We start from the raw sequence: 24,313 nt of genomic DNA on the forward strand, positions 1-24,313 counted from the left end.
GGTGTTGTCGACACAGGATCAGGTCGCCGAGGTCTGGCGCGAACTGCTGGACGTGGACGCGGTCGCAGTCGACCAGGACTTCTTCGAACTGGGCGGGCACTCGATGCTGGCCGTGCAGGTGCTCTACCGGCTCACCGAGGTGACCGGCGTCGACATGGCGCTGGAGGACTTCTTCGAGCTGGGCACCGTCGAGGAGGTCGCCGCCGAGGTGGACCGACTGCGGGCCGGCCGCCCGGTCGCCGAGCCGGTCTTCGAGGGGGAGCTGTGAGCGCGCGGGAGGTGCTGCGCCGCCTGGACGACCTCGGCGTCACCCTGACCCTCGCCGACGGCCGCCTCCGCTACCGCAGCCGGGCCGGGGAACTGCCGTCCGAGCTGCTGGCGGAGATGAAGGAGCACCGGGAGAACCTCGTCGGCCTCGTCGGCCGGCGCGAGCGGCTGACCTGGCCCCCGGCACCCGGCGGGGACACCGGACCGCTGACCGCCGCACAGCGCTCCCTGTGGGCCACGTCGTACTTCGCCGAGGACGGCACCTACAACCTGTGCGGGGCGCTGCGCCTGCGCGGCCCGCTCCAGAGGGACGCGTTCGTCACGGCCCTGCGGGACCTGCACGCCCGGCACCCGTCGCTGCGCACCGTCTTCCCGGTGACGGACGGCGAGCCCCGGCAGCGCATCCTGCCGACGGCGGAGCCCCCGCTGACCCTGGCCGACGCGGCCGACCTCGACAGCTGCCTGGCCGAGTGCGCCCGTCTCACCGACCGGCCGCTGGCCCTGGACACGGCCCCGCCGGTGCTGATGCGCCTGTTCCGGCTCGCGCCGCGGGACCACGTCTTCTTCTTCGTCCTGCACCATGTGATCGCCGACGGTTCGTCGTTCGGCCCGCTCCTGGACGACCTGGCCCGCTGCTACGCCGCCCGGGTCGCGGGGTACGAGCCGCCGCCGCTCGGCGCCGCCGTCCCCGTGGTCGACTACGCCCGCTGGGAGGCCGACCGCATCGCCCACGCCGATCGCGCCGCCGCCCGCCGCTACTGGCGGGACCGGTTCGACGAGGCGTCGCTGGGCGCGCTCCCGCTGCCCCCGCCGCTCGACGGCGCCGACGGCGGGCGGGGCCACGCCCACCGCGTGGTCGTCCCCGCCGGCACCACCGCGGCCGTGCGGCGGATCGCCGAGCGGACCCGCACCGGTGTCTTCACCGTCGTCACCACCGCGGTCGCCGTCGCGCTGTCCCGCTACACCGGGCGCGAGGACCTGGTGGTCGGCATGCCCGTCTCCCGCCGCGACCGCACCGGCCTGGAGCGGGTCGTCGGCCTGCTGCTCGACACCGTGCCGGTCCGCCTCGACGCGGGCCCCGCCCCCTTCGCCGACCTGGTGCGCCGTACCCGCTCGGCGGTCCTCGGCGCCGTCCGGCACGCGCCCGTGCCCGAGGACGTCGCGGCCGCCCGCGCCGCGTTCAACGTCATCGTCACCGACCTCGGGGTCACGCTGCCCGCCCCCCACTTCCCGGGGCTGGCGATCGAGCACGTCGAGGTGGCGCAGGTCGGCGCCAAGTACGACCTGAACTTCCTGGTCCGCGACGAGGGCGACACGCTCGCCCTGTACGTCGAGGCGGACCGCCGGGCCGTGGCCGACGCGGACGTGGAGGCCGTCGCCGGCACCGTCCTCGCCGTGCTGACGGAGGCCGGGGCCGACCCGGCCGCCCCGGTCACCACGCTCGCCGCGGGAGCGTTCGGGGTGGCCGCCCCGGGCGCGGTCGCCGCGCCCGACCGGGTGCCCCGCGCCGACGAGTCGCTGACCGGCCGCCTCGCGGTGACGGCCCGCACGCGCGCGGACGCCGTCGCCGTCACCGCGCCCGAGGGCGTCCTGACGTACCGGGAGCTGTGGAGGCGGGTCGGGGCGACCGCGGGAGCCCTGCGCGCCCGGGGGATCGGCGCGGGGGACGTCGTGGCCGTCTCGCTGCCGCGCGGTCTCGACCTCGTCGTGGCCGTCCTCGGGGTGATGGCCTCGGGCGCGGCTAGCCTGGTGCTGCACGAGTCCTGGCCGACGGCGCGCGTGACCGGCATCCTCACCGACTCGGGCGCCCGGCTCACCGTCACCGACGACGACACGGTGCCGGGGGAGCGGGTCGGCCTCGCCGCACTCGTGGACGCCCCGGTGAAGGCGCCGCTCACCCCCGTGCCGGCGCACGCCGCCGCCTACGTGATCTACACGTCCGGTTCCACCGGCCGGCCCAAGGGCGTGCGGGTCACCCACCACAACGTGCTGAGCCTGCTCGACGCGACCGCCGGCGGTTACGGCCTCGGCCCCGACGACGTGTGGACCCTCTTCCACGCCTGCTCGTTCGACGTGTCGATGTACGAGATGTTCGGCTGTCTGCTGCACGGCGGCCGGCTCGTCGTGGTGCCGCGGCTGACCACGTGGGAGCCGGAGGAGTTCGCCGAGCTGTGCGCCCGCGAGCGGGTGACCGTCCTCAGCCAGACCCCGTCCGCGCTGACCGTGATGCTGCCCGCGCTCGCCGCGCGGCCGGACGCCACCGCGCACCTGCGGTACGTGCTGTTCGCGGGCGAGGCCCTGGACCGGCGGCTCGTCGAGCGCTGGTACGAGGAGGTCGGGCACCGCACCCAGCTCGTCAACATGTACGGGATCACCGAGACGACCGTGCACGCCTCCTGGCGCCTGCTGCGGCCCGAGGACACCCGCACCGCGGAGTCCGACATCGGCACCCCGCTGCCGGGCACCGCGCTGCACGTGCTGCGCGACGACGGCACCCCGGTCGCCGACCGCTGCGTCGGCGAGATCTACGTCGGCGGCCCCCAGGTCAGCGACGGCTACCTCGGCCGGCCGCGCGAGACCGCGCTGCGGTTCCTGCCGGACCCCTTCAGCGGGACACCCGGCGCCCGGATGTACCGCTCCGGCGACCTCGCCCGGCGCAACGGCACGACCCTCGCCTACCTGGGCCGTCGCGACCAGCAGGTGCAGGTCAACGGCTTCCGGGTGGAACTCGCCGAGATCGAGGCGGCGTTCTCCGCCCGCCCCGGCGTCGCCGCGGCCGGCGCGGCGGTCACCGCGGACGACAGCGGCGCCCACCTCGTGGCCGTCGTCGTCCCCGAGGCCGGCGCCACGCCCGAACCGGCCGGACTGCTCGCCGCGGTGCGCTCCACGCTGCCCCGTTACATGGTGCCGCGCACCGTCGTGATGGTGGACGACCTGCCGCTGACCACCAACGGAAAGCTCGACCGCGCCGCCGTGGTCGCCTCCGCTGCCGGCGGTACGCCGGTACGGCCGGCGCCGGCCGCACCGGCCGCGGCCCCGTCCGGCGCACGCGAGACCCTGCTGCTCGAGGTGTTCCGCGAGGTGCTCGGGGACCCCGCCACCGACACGGGCACCGACTTCTTCCAGGCCGGCGGGGACTCGATGCGCGCGATCCGCGTGGTGGGTCTCGCCAAGGACCGGGGCCTCGGCCTGACCGTGCAGGACGTGTACGCCGCGCCGACGGTCGCCGCCCTCGCGCCGCGGGCGACCGGGGCGGACGCCGACCGTGCCGTCCGCGAGCCGTTCGCGGGGCTGCCGGCCGGTGTCGCCTTCCCGCCGGACGTCGTCGACGCCTACCCGATGACCGCCCTGCAGTCCGGGATGATGTACCACCAGGAGATGGCGCCGGACGCCCGCGTCTACCACATCATGCTGAGCTACCGGGTGCGCGGCGTGCTGGACCCGGTCGCGTTCCGGGCGGCCGCGCAGGCCGTCACCGACGCCCATCCGGTGCTGCGCACCAGCTTCGACCTGGCGAACGCGCTCGGACCGGTGCAGCGGGTGCACACCGGTGTCGCCGTGCCGGTCGCCTTCGAGGACCTCACCGGGCTCGACGCCGACGCGCAGGCGGAACGGATCCGGCAGGTCGTCGCGCACGAGACCGCCGAGGACTTCGACCTGTCCCGGCCGGCCCCCTTCCGGCTGGTGGCGCTCACCACGTCCGCGACCGACTACCAGCTCGTCTTCACCCACCACCACGCCATCCTCGACGGCTGGTCGGTGAACGTCTTCTTCGAGGACCTGCACGCCCGGTACCGCGAGCTGCTCGACACGGGCACGGCGGCGGCACCGCGGCCGCTCCCGCGCACCTCCTTCGGCGACTACGTCGCGCTGGAACGGGCGGCGCTCGCCGACGAGGAGCAGGGGACGTTCTGGTCGGGACGCACCGCACGACCGGCCCGGCTGATCGCGCCGGAGCGGTCGGGCGCGCCCGTGATGCGGCAGTTCCACGTGGACCTCACGGGCCGGCTCGGTGCCCTGCGGGAGGCCGCCGCCCGGCTGGGCGTGCCGGTGAAGGCGCTGCTGTGCGCCGCGCATCTGCGGGTCGTGTCCTGGCTGACCGGCTCCGACGAGGTGGCCACCAGCATGGTGTTCGCCTGCCGCCCCGAGGACTCCGACGCCGACCGTGTGCTCGGGCTCTTCCTCAACCAGCTCCCCCTGCGGGTCGCGCTGGGCGAGCGGTCCTGGGCGGAGCTGGCGGTGCGGGTGCACCAGGAGGAACAGGAGATGATGCGGCACCGCTGGTACCCGAGCGCGGCGATCCAGGCCGGGCACGGCGCGGCGCCCCTGTTCGACTCGGGATTCAACTTCACGGACTACCACACCACCCGTCGTATGGTCGGGGACGGCGGTCTGGAGCTGCTGGACGCGCAGGAACTGGAGTCCACGCACTACGCCTACAGCTCGGCCTTCACCGTCGACGTCCGCACCCACGAGCTGCGGCTGCTGATGGAGTACGACGCGGCGGCGCTGCCCGAGAGCACCATGGCGCTGGCGGCGGAGGCGCACCGCAGGGCGCTCGCCGCGATCGTCGAGGACGCCGGGCGCCCCTTGCGCGCCACCCCCCTGCCCGGCATGGCCGACCTGGCCCGCCTGCTGACGTCCCCCCGGCCCGCCGCGCCCGCCGTACCACCGTCCGCCCCGGCCCCGCGGACGCCCGCCGCGCCTCCCGTACGACCCTCCGCGCCCGCCCCGGCCCCGGGATCCGCCGGCGTGGACCTGGAGGCGAGTGTCCGCGAGGTCTGGACCGAGGTGCTCGGCATCACCGACGTCGACGCGGCGACCCCGTTCTTCGACGTCGGCGGTGACTCGCTCACCGCGATGCAGGTGGTCAGCCGGCTCCGGGCCCGCCACGGCGCCCTGTCGATGCGCGCCTTCATGGCGGCGCCCACCGTCGCGGGCCTGGCGGACGCCCTCGCCGGGGCCACCGCGCCGACGCCCCGGACGGCCGTGACACCGGTCGCCGTGGCGCCCGTCGCGTCCGGGACGGCGACCCGCCACCCGCTCTCCCCGGCCCAGCGCCAGATGTGGGAGATCGCCGGCCGGCTGCCCGGCGTCGGGCTGTTCGGCATGGCGGGCGCGCTGCGCGCCGACGGCCCGCTGGAGATCCCCCTCCTGGAACGGACCTTCGCCGAACTCGCGGCCCGGCACGAGGCGCTGCGCACCCGCGTGGAGGCCTCCGGTGACGGCCCCGTCCAGGTGGTCGAACCGCACGTCACGATCACCGTCGACGTCGAGGACCTCACCGCCCACGAGCACCCGGACCGCCACTGCGAGCGGCTCATGGCCGCCGCCTCGCGGGAGGCGCTGCCCCTCGACCGGGCACCGCTCCTGCGGGTCGTCGTGTACCGCCTGGCCGCCGACCGGCACGTGATCTTCCTGAACGTCCATCACCTCGTGTGCGACGGCGGTTCGCTGACGCTGCTGCTGTCCGACGCCTCCCGCATCTACCGCGAGATCGCCGCCGACGGCGCCCCGGCGCCCCGGCCGCTTCCGCGCGGCAGCGGCTGGCTCGCCGACGACCGGACCACGTGGCTCACCACCGACGAGGCGGCGCGGCAGCGGGCGTACTGGCTCGACCGGCTCACCCCGCCCTGGCGCGCGCTCGCCGACACCCCGGGCAGCCGGTTCGCCGAGCTCGGCACGGCGTCGTTCGCCCAGCGGCTGCGGTCGACGGTGACCAGGGCGACGCTCTCCGCCGACGACAGGAGCGCGGTGCGGGCGGCGGCGCGCCGGCACGGCATGACCGACTTCATGCTGGTGCTCGCCGCGTACGCGGCGACCCTGCGGGCGTGGAGCGGCCAGGACGACATCCGGATCGCCACCATGCTCGCCAACCGCGTCGAGCCGGGCCTGGACGAGGTCGTGGGGCTCGTCGCCAACACGGTCGTGCTGCGCATGCGGCTCGGCGACACCGATCCGGTCGCGATCAGCCGGCAGGCGCGCGAGGTCTGTGTCGCCGCCTTCGAGAACCAGGAACTGCCCTTCGAGGACGTGCTCGCCGGGATCCGCGACCGGTACCCCGACACGGGCCCCGTGTTCGAGGCGATGCTCGTCGCGCAGGAGGAGACCGCCACCGTCACCCCCGACGAGGGCCTCGTGTTCGCGCCGTACCGGTCCGCGCGCGACGTGCTCGGCGCCCAGGTCGTCGCCACCGCCTCCGACTTCGTCCTCGGCATCGCGCCGACCGGCGGCGAGCTGCTGTTCGAGCTGCGGTACCGGCCGGCGACGACGCCGAAGGAGCTGGCCGCCGAGCTGCTCGCCGCGATCACCACCGCCGTACGGACCACCGCCGCAGCCCTCCTGGAGACGCCGTGACCACCTGCCCGGCCCACCGTCCGCGCCTGCGCCGTCTGTGGCTGCTGCCGACAGCCCGGGTCGTGGGCACCGCGGGCGCGGCCACCGTCCTGCTCGCGGCCGCCGCGCTCGCGTGGCCGTGGGTGTCGGCGGCCGTCCTCGCCGCGGGCGCCGCCGGCATCGCCGCCCATGTGCACCGCAACTGCGGCCGGGTCGCAGTTGAGCGACGGATGCTGCGCGCCCTGTGGGAGTCGGCGCCCCGCTGCCCCGGCGACGTCGAGGTGCCCACGCTGACCGCGCCGGTGCGGGCCGAGTGCGGCGCCGACGGCGTCACCCGGATCACCGCGGAGACGTACCACGACGCGGTCCGCGCGCTCGGCTACACCATGGGCCGCGACCGCGGCTTCCAGCTGGACCTCGTACGCCGCACCGGAAGCGGCCGGCTCGCGGAGGTGTGGGGCCGCACCGCCCTTCCGCTGGACACCGTGTACCGCGGGCTCGGGCTCGCCACGGCGGCCCGGGCCGCGGCCGAGGAACTCGCCGGGCCGGAGCGGGAGCTGCTGACCGCGTTCGCCGAGGGGGTGAACGCCGCCTTCGCGCACGGGACCCCGTTCGAGTGCCGGTTCCTGTCCTACGAGCCGCAGCCGTGGCGCGTCGAGGACAGCGTGCTCACCGCGCTCGTGCTGTCCCACTCGCTGTCCTGGAACGAGGAGGCCAAGCGGGCGGAGGCGGTCGTGCGCCGCGCGCTGCCCGCGCCCGTCGCCGACTTCCTCCTGCCCGGCGGCGGGATCACGGCCCCGCCCGCCGGCCTGGCGCGCCATCGCGGCGCGACGGGGGCCCCCGACCTCGTCGCCCTCGACGGCGCCGTCCCCGGCTCCAACTGCTGGATCGCCACCGGGGACGAGCCGCTGCTCGCCTGCGACCTGCACCTGGCGTTCGGTGTACCCAACGTCCTCTACGAGGTCGACGTCGCCTGGCCCGGCACCCGGCTGCGCGGCCTGACGAGCCCCGGTCTGCCGGTCGTGCTGACCGGCACCAACGGGCGGATCGCCTGGGGGGTCACCAACCTCACCGCCGACGTGCTCGACCTCGTCCCCGCCGACGGGGACGGCCTGCGCACCAGGACGGAACAGATCCGCATCCGCGGCCGCGGGCCGGTCACCGTGGACGTCACCACCGACGGCACGATGCCCGTCTCGTCGGCCCCGCTGTGCGGCGAGAGGATCGCCGTCCGCTGGACGGGACACGACCCGCGCGCCGCCGACCTGCGGTTCCACCGCCTCGCCCACGCCCGCGACGTCGACGGGGCCATGGCGGTCCTCGACGACGCGCACGGCGTCGCCCTCAACGTCCTCGTCACCGACCGGGAGCGGATGGCGCACCTGGCGACAGGGCTGCTGCCGCGCCGTCCGGCCGGCACCGCGCGCACCGCGCCCGCCGACGGCCACCTCACCGGCTCACAGCGCCCCCGGGCCGTGGATCCCGCCGACGGCATCCTCGTCTCCGCCAACGACGCGGCCCTGTCCGAGGCCGAGTTCCGGATCGGCCTCGATCTGGACCCCGGCCACCGGGCCCGCCGCATCCGCGACGTCCTCGGCGCGTCCGCACGCCACGACGCGGCCGGCATGCACGCCCTGCAGCACGACATCGCCGCCGACCTGTATCTGCCCTACCGCGACCTGGCGGTCGCCGCGCTCGAGCCCACCGACCCCGTGCGCGCCCTGCTGGAGAAGTGGGACGGAACCGCCTCGACGGACTCCCGTGCCTTCGGTGTCCTCGTACGACTGCGCGGCATCCTCGCCCGGCGGGTCCTCGCCCCGTACGTCGCCGTCTGCCGCGAGCACGAGCCCGCGTTCCGCTTCCCCTTCCGCGACCTCGACCGGCCGCTGCTCGCGATCCTCGGGGCCCGCGACCGCGCGCTGCTGCCGGCCGGCACCACCGACGTCGACGGCTTCGTGGCGGACTGTGTGCGCTCCGCGCTGCGCGAACGCCCGAAGAAATGGGGCCGGCTGAACCGGGTCGGCCTGCGGCATCCGCTGGCCGCCCTGGCGCCGTGGGCGGATCCCGTGCTCGGCATCCGCGCCCGTCCGCAGGCCGGGATGCTGCACAGCGTCCGTACCGCCGTTCCGGGGTTCGGCGCGGCCGGCCGGGTCGTGGTCACGGTGGACGACCTCGTCACCGCCGAGCTGCCCGCGGGCCAGTCCGGGCACCCGCTGAGCCCGCACTACGCGGACCGGCACGCCCGCTGGGCGAGCCCGGCCCCCCTGCGGCCACGGTCCCGCCGGGCCGGCTGCGGCCATGTGCTGCGCCCCTCGGCGCCCCGGGACGGAGCCCTGACGGACCGCTGACGGACCGCTGACGGACCCGGCGGCGCGGGGGACCACGGCGGCGCGGCGGGCGGGCGGCCCGGCTCAGGGCCCTTCTGACGGATCTCCGCGGCGTCGCGACGCCCGGCACGCCCGCTCGCCGCACGGCGCGAAGGGCCAGGTGGCTCCGCCACATGACCCTCCACGCCGCACGCCGATCGCGCGCACCGAACGCCGCTCCTTCACCCACGGAGATCCGTCAGAAGGGCCCTAACCGACGGTCTGCTCCCACCGCGCCGGGGTCTCGGCCACCGCGCCGAAGTCGCGGCGGATCTCGGCGAGCAGCGCCGGGGGCGCGGAGAGGAACGCGAAGTGGTCGCCGTCCAGTTCGACGAACCGGGAGTCGGCCGAGGTGTCCCGCCAGCCGCCCATGAGCCCCGAGGGGATCTCGGTGTCCTCGGACCAGCCGAGCGCGGTGACGCCCGCGGGGAGGGTGATCCGGCCGGGGGAGTACCGCTTGTTCGCCTCCAGGTCGTTGACGAGGACCTGGAGGCCCATCTCGACGAGGGGGCCGCTCGGCTGTCCGCCGAGCCGGGTGATGATGTGTCCGAGCTCGGCGCGCAGCCCGTCCCGGTCCAGTTCGAGCAGCCGCCCGTACGGCCCGTCGTGCGGCGCCACCTGCCCCGAGACGAAGACCCTCGTGGGCAGCGGGAGGCCGGCCGCGGCCAGGTGCCGGGTCACCTCGACGCCGGGGAGCGCCCCGCCGCAGTGCCCGAATAACGCGAAGGGCCTGTCCAGGTACGGCCGCAGGTACGCGACGAGATCCCGCGCCATGGTCTCGTACGTCCCGTAGTGCGGTTCGGCGATGCGGTTCTGCCGGGCGGGCGGCTGGATCAGACAGACGTCGATCGCGCCGATCCGGCGCGGCCACGCCTGGTACATCGAGGCGCCGCACCCGGAGTAGGGGAACAGGAAGAGACGGGCCGGCGCGTCGGGGTCGGGGCGGCGCAGGAGCCAGCGCGGGGGCTTCTTCGGACGAGGCTGCGGAGTGGTCATGCGGGCGACCGTAGAGGAGGCCGTCCGAGCGCTTCAAGGAAGCAGTTCCCCGAGCAATCGCCTTGTCCCACCACGGAGTTCACGCCATCTCACACCGAATCCATCACGAGAAGAGGAAGTGCCCATGCACGCTCTGTCCCGGCCGCTGAGGTACCTCGACGGTGCGACCGTCGCGTCGCTGTGCGCGCGGATCGACCCCCTGGAAGCGGTCACCGAGGCGTTCCTCGCGGTCCGCGCCCACCGTTCCGGAGTGGCGACGGAGGCGGCGTTGCGCTGGACCGCCCCGGACGGGGCCGCGGCCCGCAGCCTCGTTCTGCCCGCCTGGCACGAGGGGGTGTACGGATGCAAGATCATCAACGCCAGTCTGGGCAACGCGGAACGCGGACTGCCCCGCGCCGCCGGTCTGATCCTGCTGTACGACGAGGAGACGGCCGAGCCGGTCTGCATCATGGAGGGCGCGTACATCAGCGCCCTGCGCACCGCGGCGGTCTCGGTGGCTGCGCTGCGGGCGGTGCGCCCGCTGTCCACGGTGGACCGGGTGGCGCTGCTCGGGTGCGGTGTCCAGGCGCGGACGCATCTGGGACTGCTGGCGGCCCACGGCGCGGTGAAGTCGGTGATCGTCCACGACCTGTCGCCCTCCCGGTGCCGGGCCTTCGCCGACGACCTGCGCGAGTCGCTGCCGGAGATCGACGTCGAGATCGCCGCGGACGCCGGGGCGGCGGTCCGCTCGGCCCCGGTCGCGCTGGCCACCACGACGACCACGACCTCGTACGTCCCCCTGGCCTGGCTGCCGGAGGGCTCCGTCTTCCTCAACGTGTCCCTGGACGATGCCGCCGAGGACGTGCTCCTGGGCGCCGACCATCTGTTCGTCGACGACTGGCACCTGGTCAGCGAGGACGACACCCGGCTCCTGGGCCGGCTGGCCCGCGCCGGCCGGGCCACCGGCCCCGGCGTCGAGGCCCCGGGAGCCCGCCAGGTGGACGCGGACCTCGCCACGCTCCTGTCCGGCGCCTATCCGCGCCCGATCTCCTCCACCGACCGTACGGTGATCAACCCGTTCGGCATGGGCGTCCACGACGTGGCCCTCGCGACCCGCGTCCACGCCCTCGCCCGCGACACGGAGGCCGGCGTCTTCCTGCCCCGCTGACCCCCGCCGCCAAGTCGCCCGGCAGGGAGGCGAGTTGCCCCCTCCGGCGGGGGCTCTGCGCCCGGTCGGCGTTCAATCGGCCGTTGATTGACCCGTAAAACCCGTCACGCCATGATCTGTGCCTCGGCGGTGCGCTGCACCGCGTTCCGTAAGTCCGGTGAGTGCTCCACGGCGTGACGCCGTGCCCCCGGACGGCGCCATCGGCTCAATCGACCCAGGGTGAGGTGGAAACAGTGGGCGACGACATGTCTGCCGGCTCCCGCGCGGTGCGCGAGGTGGCCGACGCCTACGTCACGGGGCTCGCCGGGGTGGACCCGGGGATCGCCACCTATCTGGGCGCCCCGGTGGGCCGGGAGGAGATGCCCGACCTGTCGCCCGAGGGCCGTGCCCGGATGGACGACCTGTCCCGCGCGACGCTCCGCGACCTGGACCGGGCCGAGCAGGCCGGAGGGCCCCTGGCCGCCGTGGAGCGACGGTGCGGGCGGCTGTTGCGCGAGCGGCTGGGGGCCGACCTGGCCGTCAGCGCCGACGACGAGTACCTGCGGGAGATCGTCAACGTCTTCGGTCTGCAGCAACGTGCCCAGGACATCTTCCAGTTGATGCCGACGGCCACCGCCGACGACTGGGCGGCGGTGGCCCGCCGGATGAACCGGGTGTCCTGGATGCTCGACGGCTTCCGGGAGTCCCTGACCCGCGCGCTGCAGAAGGACGGGTTCGTCGCGGCGCCGCGACAGGTCCGCGTCGTCGCCGACCAGCTCGACGCGTGGATCCGCGACCACGACGGCCGGGGCTGGCACGCCGGCTTCTGCGCGGACGCCGACGTACCGGCGCCGCTACGGGCCGAACTCGACGGGGCGGCGGGCCGGGCCGTCGCCGCGCTGGCCGGGCTGCGGGACTGGCTGCGCGCCGACTACCTCCCGGACGCCGAGGCACAGCCCGACGGCGTGGGCGTCGACCGGTACCGCACCTGGGCCCGGTTCTGGACGGGCGCCGACCTCGATCTGCACGAGACGTACGCGTGGGCCTGGGGCGAGTACCGAAGGATCCGGGCCGAGATGCGCGCCGAGGCCGAGGCCGTGCTGCCCGGGGCCACCCCGCGCGAGGCGATGCGCCACCTCGATCTGCACGGCGAGGCGGTGGACGGGGTGGAGGAGGTCCGGCTGCGGCTGCAGAGCTGGATGGACGAGGCGCTCGACGCACTCGACGGCACCCACTTCGAACTGGCGCCGCCGGTACGGGTCGTGGAGGCCGCGATCGCCCCGGCCGGCACGGGCTCGGCGGCGTACTACACCCCGCCGAGCGTGGACTTCTCGCGCCCCGGCCGGACCTGGCTGCCGACCCAGGGCCGCACCCGGTTCCCGCTGTGGAGCCTGCGCAGCGTCTGGTTCCACGAGGGCGTGCCGGGCCACCATCTGCAACTGGCCCAGTGGCGGCACCTCAAGGACCGGTTGTCGACGTACCAGGCCGGCCTCGGCGCCGTCGACGCCTGCACCGAGGGCTGGGCGATGTACGCGGAGCGGCTGATGGACGAGCTCGGTCATCTGCGCACCCCCGGCGAGCGCCTCGGCTTCCTCGACTGGCAGATGCTGCGCGCCGTACGGGTCCTGATCGACATCGGCGCCCATCTCACCCTCGACCTCCCGAAGGACTCCCCGGTCGGCGCGGGCCTGGCCTGGACGCCGGAGCTCGCGAAGGAGTTCCTCGCCGTCCACAGCGGGCAGTCGGCCGCGTTCGTGGACAGCGAGATCGGACGCTATCTGGGCCTGCCCGGGCAGGCGATCGCCTACAAGCTGGGGGAGCGGGCCTGGCTGGACGGCCGGTCCGCGGCCCGCGCGGCGCACGCGGCGCGCGGCGAGCGGCTGGACCTGAAGTCCTGGCACACGGCCGCGTTGTCGCTCGGCCCGCTCGGACTCGACGACCTCCAGGACGAACTGTCCCGGCTGTAGCCACACGCAGACCACCACTCCCCACCCGCACCGGGACGGAAAGGAAGCACTCGTGAGCAACGGGCCGACGGAGGCGGACGGCAGGTCGCTGCCATGACGCACGCACGGTTCACGACCCTGGCCGTCAGCGGGTCCTACGACCACGCGGAGGCGGCCCGGCACCTCGGGTCCCTGAGCGAGCCCGCCCATCTGGCGACCGCGCAGAGCTTCCCGTCGATGGAGGCCATGCTCGCCGCCACCGCGGAGGACGGCGACGGCTGGGTGTACGCCCGCCGCGGCAACCCGACGGTCCGCCTCCTGGAGCAGACCGTGGCGGCCCTGGAGGGCTACCGGGTCGACGCCGAGGTGAGCGCCGCCCTCACCGCGACCGGGATGGGCGCGATCACCCTCGCCACGATGCCGCTGCTGTCCGCGGCCGCCGGGCCCAAGCCCAACATCGTGGCCTCACCGCAGTGTTACGGCTCCACCACCATGGTCTTCGACAAGCGGTACGGGGAGGAACGGGACGTCGACGTGCGCTGGGTCGGCGACCCGCTGTCCGTCGAGGACTGGGCCGGCCTCGTCGACGACGGGACCCGGTTCCTCTACGCGGAGGTCCCGTCGAACCCGACGGTGCAGCTCGTCGACATCCCGGCGCTGGCGGCGCTGGCCCGGCAGGCCCGGATCCCGCTCATCGTCGACGCGACCCTCGCGACCCCGGCGCTGCTGCGCCCGCTGGCCCTCGGCGCGGACGTCGTGGTGCACTCGCTCACCAAGGCGGCCGGCGCCAGCGGCCGGAGCATGGGCGGGGCGGTGATCGCCCGGCACGGCCTGGGGCTGCGCGGGCAGCCCGAGGAGCTCTCCGCCGACTACGCGGGCCACTTGCGCCGCGGGTCCCTGCGGGACATGGGCGCGGTCCTCAGCCCGTTCAACGCCTGGACCATCCTCGCCGACATCCGGGAACTGCGCGGCCGGGTGGACACCATGTCCCGCACCGCGCACGGGGTGGCCGAGTACCTCGCCCGGCATCCGGGCGTCGTCGAGGTCTTCTACCCGGGGCTGGAGAGCCACCGGTCCCACCACATCGCCCGGCGGGACATGTGGCTGGTCGACAGCGAGCTGGACGGGGGAGAGGCGGAGAACCGGTTCGGATTCCTCGTCTGCTTCCGCCCGGCCGGCGGTGTCCGGGCCGCGCACGAGGTGATGGACCGCCTCGGGCTCGTCTGGCGGGCGAACAACCTCGGCCAGGTCAGGAGCACGGCGACGATTCCCGGGGCCACCACGCACAAGCAGGCCGCGGACGCCGATCCCGCCCGGGCCCCGGTACCGCCCGACATGGTCAGGCTGAGCATCGGGATCGAGCACCTGGACGACATCGTCGGCGACCTCGACCAGGCGCTGCGGGGGCGGTGAGACACCCGTGGGACCTGCGCCGACATCCATGGCGTCGGCCGTGGCCGAGCCGAACCAGCAGGAGGAGACAGTGGAATTGGAAGCCGCGTCGATCCAGGTGTACACACACCGGCTGGCGCTGATATCGCCGCCCCGCACCGGGTCGACCGCCGTGGCGCGCCTGCTGTGGCAGCACCCGTCCGTGACGCACCACTGCCATGAGCCCTACGAGGCCTGCTACTGGGGCGACCAGGGACCGGAATCGGTCAAGAGCGTGCTGTCCCACCCCATGGAGGTCGCGTCGGGCGAGCGGGTCGCCCTGTCCGAGGTGCCGCGCGGCGGCGGCCTGCTGATGAAGGAGATGAGCTTCCAGCTCAGCGACGCCCAGTTCACGCAGTTCGTCGGGCTCGCCACGGCTCCGCCCGTCTTCGTGATCTGCGACCCCCGGCTGTCGACGACGTCCCGGCTGCGGATCGTGCGGGAGCTCAACGGCGCGCGGACCTTCCCGCCCTTCGAGAGCGGATGGCAGTCGCTGCGCGAGCAGGTGGAGCTGTGCCGGGCGCGGGACCTGCCGTACGTGCTGGTCGACTCCGACGACCTGCGGGCCGATCCGGCCGGGGTCACGGCCGCCCTGATCGCGGCGATCGGACTGCCGTCGGTCGACGGACTGGAGAACTGGTCGCCCCGACCGGGCCTGCGACTGGTCTCGCCCGAGGTGGGCGCGCTGATGAGCGACGCCCGCAAGGAGGACGACCCGTTCTACCGCAAGGTCCTCGGCAGCAGCGGGATCCAGCCCCGGGGCGAGGTCCGCTGGGAGCGGGAGGAGGCGGCGATCGCCGCCGCGGGTCTCACCGACGACGTGGCGAAGTGGCGGCACTGGTACGAGGAGATGCGGGCGGACCCGGCACTGATCACCGGCCGGCGCGCGCAACGAGAGAGCAATGCTGACGCGCGATGACGAATGCCGAGGTGCTGCATGACTGATCGAACCACCGCCCGGGCGACCGCGCCGGCCTCCGAACCCGTGGATGTGCTCGGCGTCGGGTTCGGACCCGCGAACCTGTCGCTCGCCATCGCCCTGCAGGAGGACCTCCCGCAGTCGAACGCCTTCTTCCTGGAGGCCGCACACCACCCCGTGTGGCAGGGGGGACTGCTGCTGGACGGTTCCAACATGCAGAACCACCCCAACCGCGATCTCGTCACCCTGCGCAACCCGCGCAGTCGCTACAGCTTCCTCAACTACCTCTTCGAGCAGGGCCGGCTCATCGAGCACCTGAACCTGCCCCTGGAGTTCCCGCTGCGCAAGGAGTACGCGCAGTACATCGACTGGGCCACCCGGCAGTTCCGGCCGCAGGTCGCCTTCGGCGCGCGGGCGACGGACGTCGCCGTGGCCGAGGTCGACGGCACCCCGGAGTACGTGGTGACCTGCGCGGACGGCACACGGCACCGGGCCCGCTCGCTGGTGGTGGGCACCGGACGCACCCCGTTCGTCCCCGCGCCCTTCGCCGGGCTGGACACCCCGCGGGTGTGCCATCTCACCCGGTATCTGCACACCGTGCGAGGGCTCGACCGGCCCCCGAGGTCGATCGCCGTCATCGGCGGCAGCCAGAGCGCCGTCGAGATCGTCCTCGATCTCGCGCACCGCTTCCCGCAGGCCCGCGTCGTCTCCTACGTGCGGAAGTTCGGGCTGCGGCTCAAGGACACCAGCCCGTTCAGCGAGGAGGGCTTCTTCCCCTCGTTCACGGACTACTACTACCGCGCGAGCCGGGCGAGCAAGAACGAGCTCGACGCTTACATGCGCCCCACCAACTACTCGTCGACCGACGCCGACGTCCTGCACCACCTGTACGCGCTGATGTACGAGCAGCGCCTGGACGGCGACCAGCGGGTGTTCGTCCGCGGCAACAGCGAGGTGCGGACCGCGCAGGCGGACGGCACGGGCGTGCGCCTGGAGGTGGAGGAGGTCCACACCGGGGAGGTGTCGACGGACCACGCGGACCTGGTGATCCTCGCGACCGGGTTCCGCGACCTCGGACCGGACCGGCACCAGGAGGCGTACCCGGCGCTGCTCGCCGGTGTGATCGACCGGTTCCGGTTCGACGACGACGGCTATCTGGCCGTCGAGCCGGACTACCAGCTGCGGCCCCGAGCCGACGGCACGCCACCGCTGTTCCTCAACGGGCTGTGCGAGTCGAGCCATGGCATCGGCGACGCGGGATCGTTCAGCCTGCTGTCGCTGCGGGCCGCGACGATTCTCGACGGCCTGCGCAAGCAGGGCATCGCGTGACCACGACAAGGCGGACACCCCATGACCATTGACGACTGGCGGAACGCGACCATCACCGACCTGTTCGACGCAACGGTGCGCCGTCGCCCCGAGGCGACCGCCCTGCGCTTCGACGGCGTCGACATGAGCTACGCGGAGCTCGACCGGCGGGCCGAGCTGCTGGCCCGGCACCTGCGCGCGCTCGGCGTGGGCACGGAGAGCGTGGTCGGCCTGTTCGTCGAGCGCTCGTTCGAGATGATCGTCGCGCTCGTCGGCATCCTGAAGGCGGGCGGCGCCTATCTGCCCGTGCACCAGAACGAACCACCGGAGCGGTTCCGTTACATGCTGGAGCAGGCGGACGCCCGGGTCCTGCTGACCCACGACCGGCTGAGCGACCGGGTGCCCGAGATCGACGGCACCGTGGTCAACCTCGACCACCCGTGGGAGACGGACCCCGTCGAGGGGCCGATCGCACCCGGCACCGGTCCCGACAACCTCGCCTACATCTGCTACACCTCCGGCTCGACCGGGATGCCCAAGGGCGTGGGCGTGCGCCACCGCGGTGTGGTCCGTCTGGTGCAGGACGGCGACTACGCCTCACTGACCTCGGACGAGACGTTCCTGCAGTTCTGCTCGCTGCGCTTCGACCCGTCCGCCTTCGAGATCTGGGGATCGCTGCTCAACGGGGCCAAGCTGGTCGTGTATCCGCCGGGCACGGTGGCGATGCACGAACTGGCCGCGTTCCTGGAGCGGGAGCGGATCACCACGCTGTGGCTGACCACCGGCCTGTTCCACCGGCTGGTCGACGACCATCTCGACAGCATGGCCGGGCTGCGCCAGATGCTCGGCGGCGGGGAGCCGCTGTCCCCCCTGCACATGAACACGCTGCGCCGGGCCTACCCGGAGCTGCTGGTGGTCAACGGCTACGGCCCCACCGAGGACACCTGCTTCACCTCCTGCCATGTGCTGACCGAGGAGGTCGGCGACAGCGTGCCGATCGGCCGCGCGGTCACCGACACCCGGCTGTACGTCCTGGACGAGAGGCTGGAGCCCGTCCCCGAGGGCGAGTGGGGTCTGCTCTACACCGCCGGCAGCGGTGTGGCCCGCGGCTATGTGGGGCGTCCCGCGCTCACCGCCGAGCGGTTCGTCCCCGATCCGTTCGTCCCCGGCGAGCGGATGTACAGCATCGGTGACGTGGTCCGGCTGGGGGCCGACGGCGCCCTGGAGTTCCGCGGCCGGGCCGACGACCAGGTCAAGGTCGACGGCTACCGGATCGAGCCCGGTGAGGTCGCGGCCGCCCTGTCGGGACTGCCGGAGCTGAAGGAGGCCGTCGTACTGGCCCGCGACGACGTCATGCCGGGACGGAAGGTCCTCGTCGCGTACGTCGTGCCGGACGAACCCTCCGAGGGGCTGGTGGCGAGGCTGCGGCTCGCCCTGCACCACAAGCTGCCCCGGTACATGCACCCGTCGGTCGTCGTCGTCATGGACGCGTTCCCGCTGACGCTGGGCTCCAAGACGGACCGGCGGGCGCTGCCGGCCCCTGCGCACCTGCCGCGGACCGTGGATACTCCCTACATGACTCCACGCACCCCCGTAGAGGAACTGCTGGCGGACCTGCTGGCCGACGCGCTCGCCCTGCAGGAGGTCGGTGTCGACGACGAGTTCTTCGAGATGGGCGGCAACTCCCTGCTGGCCATGGACGTCCTCGCCCGCGTCCGGACCCTGCTGCACGTGGACCTGCCGGCGGCCGAGTTCTTCGAGGCCGCCACCGTGGCCGGCATGGCGGATCTGATCGAGCGTCACGCCCCGGGCGCCGCGGCCCTGGTGGGGGCCGGCGCCCCGTCGTCCCCCGTGCGGGTGGGCGCGTCCCTTGGCTGACATGGACTCCTTCCGGAACGCGGCCGTGGCGTGGGCGGCGGGTGGCTCCGGCGACCCGGCGTACGAACTGGCCTCGCTGCTGCCCGTCCGGGGAGCGGTCCTGCTGGAGGGGCCGAGCGATGTCGCCGCGGTCGAGGCGCTGGCGGCGGCCCACGGCCGGGACCTGGCGGCGGAGGGGGTCTGTGTGCTGTCGATGGGCGGCGCGATGAACGTGGCCCGCTTCGTCGACCGCCTCGGGCCGGACGGTCTCGACCTGCGTCTGACGGGTCTGTGCGACGAGCGCGAACGCGGCTACTACGCCCGCGGCTGGCTGCGGGCCGGGCTGCCGCCGGACTTCTTCGTGTGCGAGGCGGACCTGGAGGACGAGCTCATCCGCGCCCTGGGCGTGGAACGGGTGGCGGAACTCATCCGCGAGGAGGGCGACCTGCGGCCGCTGCAGACCTTCCTGTCCCAGCCGGCGCAGCAGGGCCGCAGCCGGGAGCGGCAGTTGCGGCGGTTCCTCGGCACCAAGAAGGGCCGCAAGATCCACTACGGCCGGGTGCTGGTCGAGGCGCTGCCGCCCGACCGGGTGCCCGCGCCGCTGCGGGACCTGCTCGACCTCGTCTGACCCCCGGTACGGCACGGCGGGCGGCCGGTCACTCGTGACCGGCCGCCCGCCGTCGTGCGTCCGCCCGGGGGCGTCGCCTCAACGGGCCGCGAGGACCTCCAGATAGTGCCGGTTGCGCATGATCCCGAGGACGTTGCCGAACGGGTCCACGACCGAGCCGCCCACGAAGCCGTCGCCGAACTCGCGGAGGGGCTCGTGGAGCGTGGCGCCCAGGGCGAGGAGACGGTTCAGGGCCGCCTCGGCGTCGTCCACGTGCCAGTACGTCACCGCACCGCCCGCCGTGTCCGTGTGCCTGCCCAGGTCCGTCACGAACTTGCTGTCCAGCAGCCCGAGTTCGTGCTGGTAGTCGCCGATGCGGAACTCGGCGTACCCGGGGCGCTCGAAGTACGGCTCCACACCGAGGAGTTCGGTGTACCAGCGCTTGGCCGCCTCCAGGTCGGCGGCGTGGAAGCGGACGGTGGTGAGGCCTCGCAGCATGGGAGCTCCCGGGAACGGCGGTGGGGGGATCGGTGCGTACGACAGGACAGTAGGGCCCATCTAGGTCAGGTCGTGTCCTAGTGGGGCGGGTCGCGCGTCCTGGGTAGGCAGTTCGAGAAGGAAGGGTGATCGGGGCGGTCCTGACCGGGGGCTGTTACCTCCGTAATGTTTTTGGAGGTAACAGCCCCCGCTGTCTCACAGCCTCACCGGGAGGGACCACCCGATGATCACCCTTGCCTCGCGCCACTACTACGAGACCCAACTGCCGCTGTCCGAGGACCCGTTGCTGATCGCGGCGAGGCTCGCCGACTCAGGGCTGCACGAGTCCTACGTCGTCTACGAGAACGGGGGGAGCTGGGCCTACGCGGGCGGGGTGCGCGCCGAGCTGACCCTCGACCGGGACGGGGCCCGCCTGACGCAGGACGGGCTGCCCGCGGCCGAACTGCCCTGGAGCGCCGAGCCGCTGAAGCTGGTCTCCGAGCTGCTCTCCCGGGTCGAGGTGCCGTACTGGCGCGCCTACGGCTGGGCCGCCTTCGAGCTGTCGTACGCCAAGGACGGCGACCGCCGGCACCTCGGGGACCAGCGGCTGATGCACCTGATCGTGCCGCGCGCCGAGGTGCGCTTCGGCGAGGGCCACGCCCTGCTGCGCGCCGCCGACCAGGAGACCCTCGACGCGCTCGTCACCACCGTCCTCGACCCCGCCCGGGCCCCCGGCGGGCGGCCCGCGCCGCTCGACGTGTACGCCACCGACGGGACCCGCTACCGGGCCTCCGTGCGCGGCGCGGTCGACGACATCAACGCCGGCGAACTGCACAAGGTCATCCTGTCCAGGGTCGTGGAGGTCCCCGGCGAGACCGATCTCGTCGCCACCTACGTCGCCGGGCGGCGCGGGAACAACCCGGCGCGGTCCTTCATGCTCGACCTCGGCGGCACCGAGGCCATCGGGTTCAGCCCGGAGATCGTCGTCCAGGTCTCCGAGGACGGGCGGGTCGTCAGCCAGCCTCTCGCCGGGACCCGGGCCCTCACCGAGGACATCGTCGTCAACGAGAGCCTGCGCGCCGACCTCTTCGGCTCCCCCAAGGAGGTCTACGAGCACGCCATCTCCGTCAAGGTCGGCGCCGACGAGCTGGTCGACGTGTGCGTCGAGGGGTCGGTGGAAGTACCGGAGTTCATGGCGGTGCGCGAGCGCGGAAGCGTCCAGCACCTCGCCTCGCGGGTGGCCGGGCGGCTCGCTCCCGGCCGCGAGGCCTGGGACGCCTTCGGGGCCGTCTTCCCCGCCGTCACCGCCTCCGGGGTGCCCAAGGCGGCGGCCTACGACTCCATCCGCCGCTACGAGACCGAGACGCGCGGGCTCTACAGCGGCGCCGTGCTCACCGTCGACCACTCCGGCGCGATGGACGCGGCCCTGGTGCTGCGCAGCGCCTACCGGCAGGGCGGCCGCACCTGGCTGCGGGCCGGCGCCGGCATCGTCGGACACTCCACGCCCGAGCGGGAGTTCGAGGAGACCTGCGAGAAGCTCGACAGCGTCGCCCGGTTCCTGGTGCCGGCCCGGCCCGAGGACGGGTCATGAGGGTTCCCGGAGACGTCCATCTGACCGGCCTGGCGAGCTGGCTGCCGGAGCCCGTCACCACCCAGGAGGCCGTGGACCGCGGCTGGTACGCGTTCGCCGACCGCGAGGGCTCCGGCATGCGGGCCGTGCGGGTCGCGGGCGAGGTGCCCGCGCCGGAGATGGCCGTACGGGCCGGGCGGACCGCACTGCGCCGGGCGGCCGCGTCCCACGGGCTCACCGCGGACGACTACGGGGCGCTGCTGCACGCCGCCACCTACCACCAGGGGCCCGACGGGTGGTCCGCGCCGCACTACGTGCTGCGGCACACCCTCGACCGGCCGCTCACCGCCACCCAGATCGGGCCCGGCTGCCTCGGCATGCTCGCCGCGCTGGAACTGGCCGCGCACCGGCTGGCCGCCGACCCGTCCAGGGACGCGGTCCTGATCACCTCCGCCGACAACTTCTCGGCACCCGTCGTCGACCGCTGGAACTCCTCCAGGCTGTTCCTGCTCGCCGACGGCGCGGCGGCCGCCGTGGTCTCCCGGCGCGGCGGGTTCGCCCGGCTGCTGGCGATCGGCTCCGCCTCCGCCCCCGCGCTGGAGGAGCTGCACCGCGCCGGCGAACAGCTCTTCCCGCCCGGCATCACCGTCGGCCGCTCCCTCAACTTCGAGGACCGCGCCGCCCATCTGCGGCGGCAGTGGGAGCAGGGGACCGCCGCGCCCGCCGTGCACTTCGGGGACGTCGTCGCCGACACCGTCGACCGGGTCCTGGAAGAGGCCGGCAGCGGGCTGGAGAAGGTGGCCCGGATCTGTCACACCGGCTACGCCCGGGGCGCCCTGCACAGCATCTACCTCGCCCCGCTGGACATCGAACCCGCGCTCGGAACCTGGGAGTTCACCCGCGACATCGGGCATGTCGGCGCGGCCGACCCGTTCCTCGGCCTGGAGCACCTGTGGAGCCGGGGCGAGGTCGGGCCGGGCGACCAGGTGGTGCTGCTCGCCGCCGGACCCGGCATGGAGGTCGCCTGCGCGGTCGTGGAGATCACCGCCGGACCGGACGGCCCCGCCTCATCACCCACACCGTCACCGACATCGTCCGAGGAGGACCACCGATGATGCTCGAAGGGTGCACGCCCTGGCCCGAGGAGACCGCCCGGCGCTACCGCCGCGAGGGACTGTGGCGGGGCGTCGACCTCGGCGCGCTGCCCCGCGCCTGGGCCGAGGCCCACGGCACCGCCACGGCCCTCGTCGCAGGGACGCGGCGCATCAGCTACGCCGAACTCGCCGACCGGGTCGACCGCAGGGCCGCCGGGTTCGTCCGCGAGGGGGTGCGGCCGGGCGACCGGATCGTGCTCCAGCTGCCCAACGTCCCCGAGTTCGTCGAGGTCGCCTTCGCCCTGTTCCGGGCCGGCGCCAAGCCCGTGTTCTCCCTCACCTCGCACCGGGCGCAGGAGGTCCGGCACCTGTGCGAGCTGTCGGGGGCGTCGGGCTATGTGGTGCCGGGCGTCTTCCGGGGCTTCGACCACACCGCCCTCGGGCGCCGGCTCGCCGCCGAACTTCCCTCGCTGCGGCGGGTGTTCGTCATGGACGGTACGTCCGTCGCCGACGCCGACGACCTCGTCGTACCCCTGGAACGGGTGACCGCGGATCCGCTGCCGCTGCCCGCCAACGACCCTGCCGACGTGGCGTTCTTCCTGCTGTCGGGCGGCACGACCGCGCTGCCGAAGCTCATTCCGCGCACCCACGACGACTACGCCTACCAGACCCGCACGGTGGCGGAGCAGTCCGGGCTCGGGCCGGGGTCGGTGTACCTGGCCGCGCTGCCGGTCGAGTTCAACTTCACCTGGGGCTGCCCCGGCGTCGTCGGGACGCTGTCGTCCGGGGGGACCGTCGTGCTCGCGCCCGATCCGACCGCCGACGACTGCTTCCGGCTGATCGAGACCGAGCGCGTCACCCTCACCTCCGTCGTGCCGACCGTGGCGCGGCTCTGGCTGGAGGAGGCCGCGTGGACGGACGCCGACCTGTCCAGCCTGCGGGTGCTCCAGATCGGCGGCGCCCGGCTCGAACCGGAGCTGGCCGCGCGGATCACCCCGGAGCTCGGCTGCCGGCTCCAGCAGGTGTTCGGGATGGCCGAGGGGCTGCTCACCATGTCCCGCCCGGACGACGACCCGCACGCCGTGCTGCACACCCAGGGCCGGCCAGTGTCGGACGCCGACGAGGTGCGGATCGCCGACCCGGCGACCGGTGCGCCGGTGCCCGTGGGACAGCCCGGCGAACTGCTCACCCGGGGGCCGTACACCCTGCGCGGCTACTACCGGGCGCCCGAGCACAACGCCCGCGCCTTCACCGAGGACGGCTACTACCGCACCGGTGACCTGGCCAGTGTCACCCCCGAGGGACGGCTGGTCGTGGAGGGGCGGATCAAGGACGTGGTCATCCGGGGCGGCGACAAGATCGCCGCCGGTGAGGTCGAGGCCCATCTCCTGGCCGTGCCCGGGATCGCCGCCGCGGCCGTGGTGCCGGTGCCCGACGAGTTCCTCGGCGAGCGGATCTACGCCTTCCTGGTGGGCCGGGGCGAGGACCGGCCGGGGCTCGGCGTGCTCAAGGCGGCCCTGCAGGGGCGCGGGCTCGCCGACTTCAAGCTGCCGGACCGCGTCGAGTACGTCGCGGACCTGCCGCTCACACCGCTCGGAAAGATCGACAAGAAGGTCCTCTCGGCCGCTGCCGCCGACCCGGCACACTCCCGCGCCTGGAGCGCCGCCCAGGACAGCCCGAAAACCCCGGACACCCCCGGGAGTCCCGGGACTCCCGGCCCTTCCCGGGCGCCCGACTCCTCCGGCTCCTCCGGCCCCTTCGACTCCTCCGGCTCCTCAGACGCCCCCGGCACCTCCGGCTCCTCAGACACCTCCGGCGCCCCGGCCACCTCAGGTACCCCTGGCACAACCGAGACCCCCGTCGGCATCCCCGGTACCCCCGGTACCCCCGGCACCCCCGGCACCCCTGGCACCCCCGTCGGCATCCCCGGCACCGCCGGCGCCCCCGGCGCCCGAGCCGGCCGGACCGCCGCTCGGATTTCCGTCGCCGCCGCCCCGACACCCACGAGGTGAA

At 74.2% G+C, this 24,313-nt stretch carries 15 protein-coding genes; 13 read left to right on the forward strand and 2 right to left on the reverse strand.

The annotated features are described in order from the left end of the window. Position 1 precedes the first annotated feature (1 nt). From OG852_RS27800 to OG852_RS27810, 3 genes are read left to right on the forward strand one after another with little or no spacing between them, the layout of a single operon-like run. Entirely contained in the window at positions 2 to 268 is a 267-nt protein-coding gene (locus OG852_RS27800) for a phosphopantetheine-binding protein (protein WP_330349309.1), read from the forward strand. After that, positions 265 to 6,624: an amino acid adenylation domain-containing protein gene (locus OG852_RS27805; RefSeq protein ID WP_330349310.1), complete on the forward strand. Its 6,360-nt coding sequence runs from the start codon at positions 265 to 267 to the stop codon at positions 6,622 to 6,624. The genes OG852_RS27800 and OG852_RS27805 overlap by 4 nt, the downstream gene beginning before the upstream one ends. Continuing rightward, positions 6,621 to 8,951 (forward strand): penicillin acylase family protein, encoded by a 2,331-nt coding sequence (locus OG852_RS27810; RefSeq protein ID WP_330349311.1) that lies wholly within the window; start codon positions 6,621 to 6,623, stop codon positions 8,949 to 8,951. Before OG852_RS27805 ends, OG852_RS27810 begins: the two co-directional genes overlap by 4 nt. A 228-nt stretch (positions 8,952 to 9,179) precedes the next feature. Here the strand turns inward: OG852_RS27810 and OG852_RS27815 are convergent, their stop codons facing one another. Next, the gene (locus tag OG852_RS27815) at positions 9,180 to 9,965 is read right to left on the reverse strand and encodes a thioesterase II family protein (RefSeq protein ID WP_330349312.1); all 786 of its coding nucleotides are present in this window, start codon (positions 9,963 to 9,965) and stop codon (positions 9,180 to 9,182) included. A 124-nt stretch (positions 9,966 to 10,089) separates the two neighbouring features. On the opposite strand from OG852_RS27815, the gene OG852_RS27820 reads away from it, so the two are divergent. The 7 genes from OG852_RS27820 to OG852_RS27850 all read left to right on the forward strand — a co-directional run bounded on the left by OG852_RS27820 (position 10,090) and on the right by OG852_RS27850 (position 19,180). Further along, on the forward strand, positions 10,090 to 11,112 hold the full coding sequence (locus tag OG852_RS27820) for an ornithine cyclodeaminase family protein (protein WP_133912195.1): 1,023 nt from the start codon (positions 10,090 to 10,092) through the stop codon (positions 11,110 to 11,112). Positions 11,113 to 11,357: 245 nt separating this feature from the next. After that, the gene (locus tag OG852_RS27825) at positions 11,358 to 13,058 is read left to right on the forward strand and encodes a DUF885 domain-containing protein (protein ID WP_133912196.1); all 1,701 of its coding nucleotides are present in this window, start codon (positions 11,358 to 11,360) and stop codon (positions 13,056 to 13,058) included. Positions 13,059 to 13,151: 93 nt separating this feature from the next. Continuing rightward, positions 13,152 to 14,450, forward strand: coding sequence for a trans-sulfuration enzyme family protein (locus OG852_RS27830; RefSeq protein WP_133912197.1), 1,299 nt, complete (start codon positions 13,152 to 13,154; stop codon positions 14,448 to 14,450). Between the two features lie 28 nt (positions 14,451 to 14,478). Continuing rightward, a complete protein-coding gene (locus tag OG852_RS27835; protein ID WP_133912198.1) occupies positions 14,479 to 15,387 on the forward strand; it encodes a hypothetical protein in 909 nt (302 codons plus the stop codon). Positions 15,388 to 15,405: 18 nt separating this feature from the next. Next, on the forward strand, positions 15,406 to 16,716 hold the full coding sequence (locus OG852_RS27840; protein WP_133912199.1) for a lysine N(6)-hydroxylase/L-ornithine N(5)-oxygenase family protein: 1,311 nt from the start codon (positions 15,406 to 15,408) through the stop codon (positions 16,714 to 16,716). Positions 16,717 to 16,737: 21 nt separating this feature from the next. Beyond that, positions 16,738 to 18,573 carry a non-ribosomal peptide synthetase gene (locus OG852_RS27845; RefSeq protein WP_330349313.1) on the forward strand — a complete coding sequence of 612 codons (1,836 nt, stop codon included), beginning with the start codon at positions 16,738 to 16,740 and terminating at the stop codon, positions 18,571 to 18,573. Continuing rightward, on the forward strand, positions 18,566 to 19,180 hold the full coding sequence (locus OG852_RS27850; protein WP_133912201.1) for a TOPRIM nucleotidyl transferase/hydrolase domain-containing protein: 615 nt from the start codon (positions 18,566 to 18,568) through the stop codon (positions 19,178 to 19,180). Before OG852_RS27845 ends, OG852_RS27850 begins: the two co-directional genes overlap by 8 nt. A gap of 78 nt (positions 19,181 to 19,258) precedes the next feature. Here OG852_RS27850 and OG852_RS27855 read toward each other — a convergent pair whose 3' ends face one another. Continuing rightward, positions 19,259 to 19,657 (reverse strand): VOC family protein, encoded by a 399-nt coding sequence (locus tag OG852_RS27855; protein ID WP_330349314.1) that lies wholly within the window; start codon positions 19,655 to 19,657, stop codon positions 19,259 to 19,261. Between the two features lie 223 nt (positions 19,658 to 19,880). Here OG852_RS27855 and OG852_RS27860 point away from each other — a divergent pair, with 223 nt between their 5' ends. From OG852_RS27860 to OG852_RS27870, 3 genes are read left to right on the forward strand one after another with little or no spacing between them, the layout of a single operon-like run. Then, a complete protein-coding gene (locus tag OG852_RS27860) occupies positions 19,881 to 21,227 on the forward strand; it encodes a salicylate synthase (protein ID WP_133912203.1) in 1,347 nt (448 codons plus the stop codon). Then, entirely contained in the window at positions 21,224 to 22,321 is a 1,098-nt protein-coding gene (locus OG852_RS27865) for a ketoacyl-ACP synthase III family protein (protein WP_133912204.1), read from the forward strand. The genes OG852_RS27860 and OG852_RS27865 overlap by 4 nt, the downstream gene beginning before the upstream one ends. Further along, a complete protein-coding gene (locus OG852_RS27870) occupies positions 22,318 to 24,312 on the forward strand; it encodes a (2,3-dihydroxybenzoyl)adenylate synthase (RefSeq protein WP_330349315.1) in 1,995 nt (664 codons plus the stop codon). The genes OG852_RS27865 and OG852_RS27870 overlap by 4 nt, the downstream gene beginning before the upstream one ends. The last annotated feature ends 1 nt before the right edge of the window (position 24,313 follow it).

Source organism: Streptomyces sp. NBC_00582, from assembly GCF_036345155.1.
Lineage (GTDB): Bacteria > Actinomycetota > Actinomycetes > Streptomycetales > Streptomycetaceae > Streptomyces.

What these genes read in the sequence shown, in the direction of transcription:
- OG852_RS27815 (WP_330349312.1), bottom strand. Translation starts at nt 9,965, where the DNA reads ATGACCACTCCGCAGCCTCGTCCGAAGAAGCCCCCGCGCTGGCTCCTG.
- OG852_RS27820 (WP_133912195.1), top strand. Translation starts at nt 10,090, where the DNA reads ATGCACGCTCTGTCCCGGCCGCTGAGGTACCTCGACGGTGCGACCGTC.
- OG852_RS27825 (WP_133912196.1), top strand. Translation starts at nt 11,358, where the DNA reads ATGTCTGCCGGCTCCCGCGCGGTGCGCGAGGTGGCCGACGCCTACGTC.
- OG852_RS27830 (WP_133912197.1), top strand. Translation starts at nt 13,152, where the DNA reads ATGACGCACGCACGGTTCACGACCCTGGCCGTCAGCGGGTCCTACGAC.
- OG852_RS27835 (WP_133912198.1), top strand. Translation starts at nt 14,479, where the DNA reads ATGGCGTCGGCCGTGGCCGAGCCGAACCAGCAGGAGGAGACAGTGGAA.
- OG852_RS27840 (WP_133912199.1), top strand. Translation starts at nt 15,406, where the DNA reads ATGACTGATCGAACCACCGCCCGGGCGACCGCGCCGGCCTCCGAACCC.
- OG852_RS27845 (WP_330349313.1), top strand. Translation starts at nt 16,738, where the DNA reads ATGACCATTGACGACTGGCGGAACGCGACCATCACCGACCTGTTCGAC.
- OG852_RS27855 (WP_330349314.1), bottom strand. Translation starts at nt 19,657, where the DNA reads ATGCTGCGAGGCCTCACCACCGTCCGCTTCCACGCCGCCGACCTGGAG.
- OG852_RS27860 (WP_133912203.1), top strand. Translation starts at nt 19,881, where the DNA reads ATGATCACCCTTGCCTCGCGCCACTACTACGAGACCCAACTGCCGCTG.
- OG852_RS27865 (WP_133912204.1), top strand. Translation starts at nt 21,224, where the DNA reads ATGAGGGTTCCCGGAGACGTCCATCTGACCGGCCTGGCGAGCTGGCTG.
- OG852_RS27870 (WP_330349315.1), top strand. Translation starts at nt 22,318, where the DNA reads ATGATGCTCGAAGGGTGCACGCCCTGGCCCGAGGAGACCGCCCGGCGC.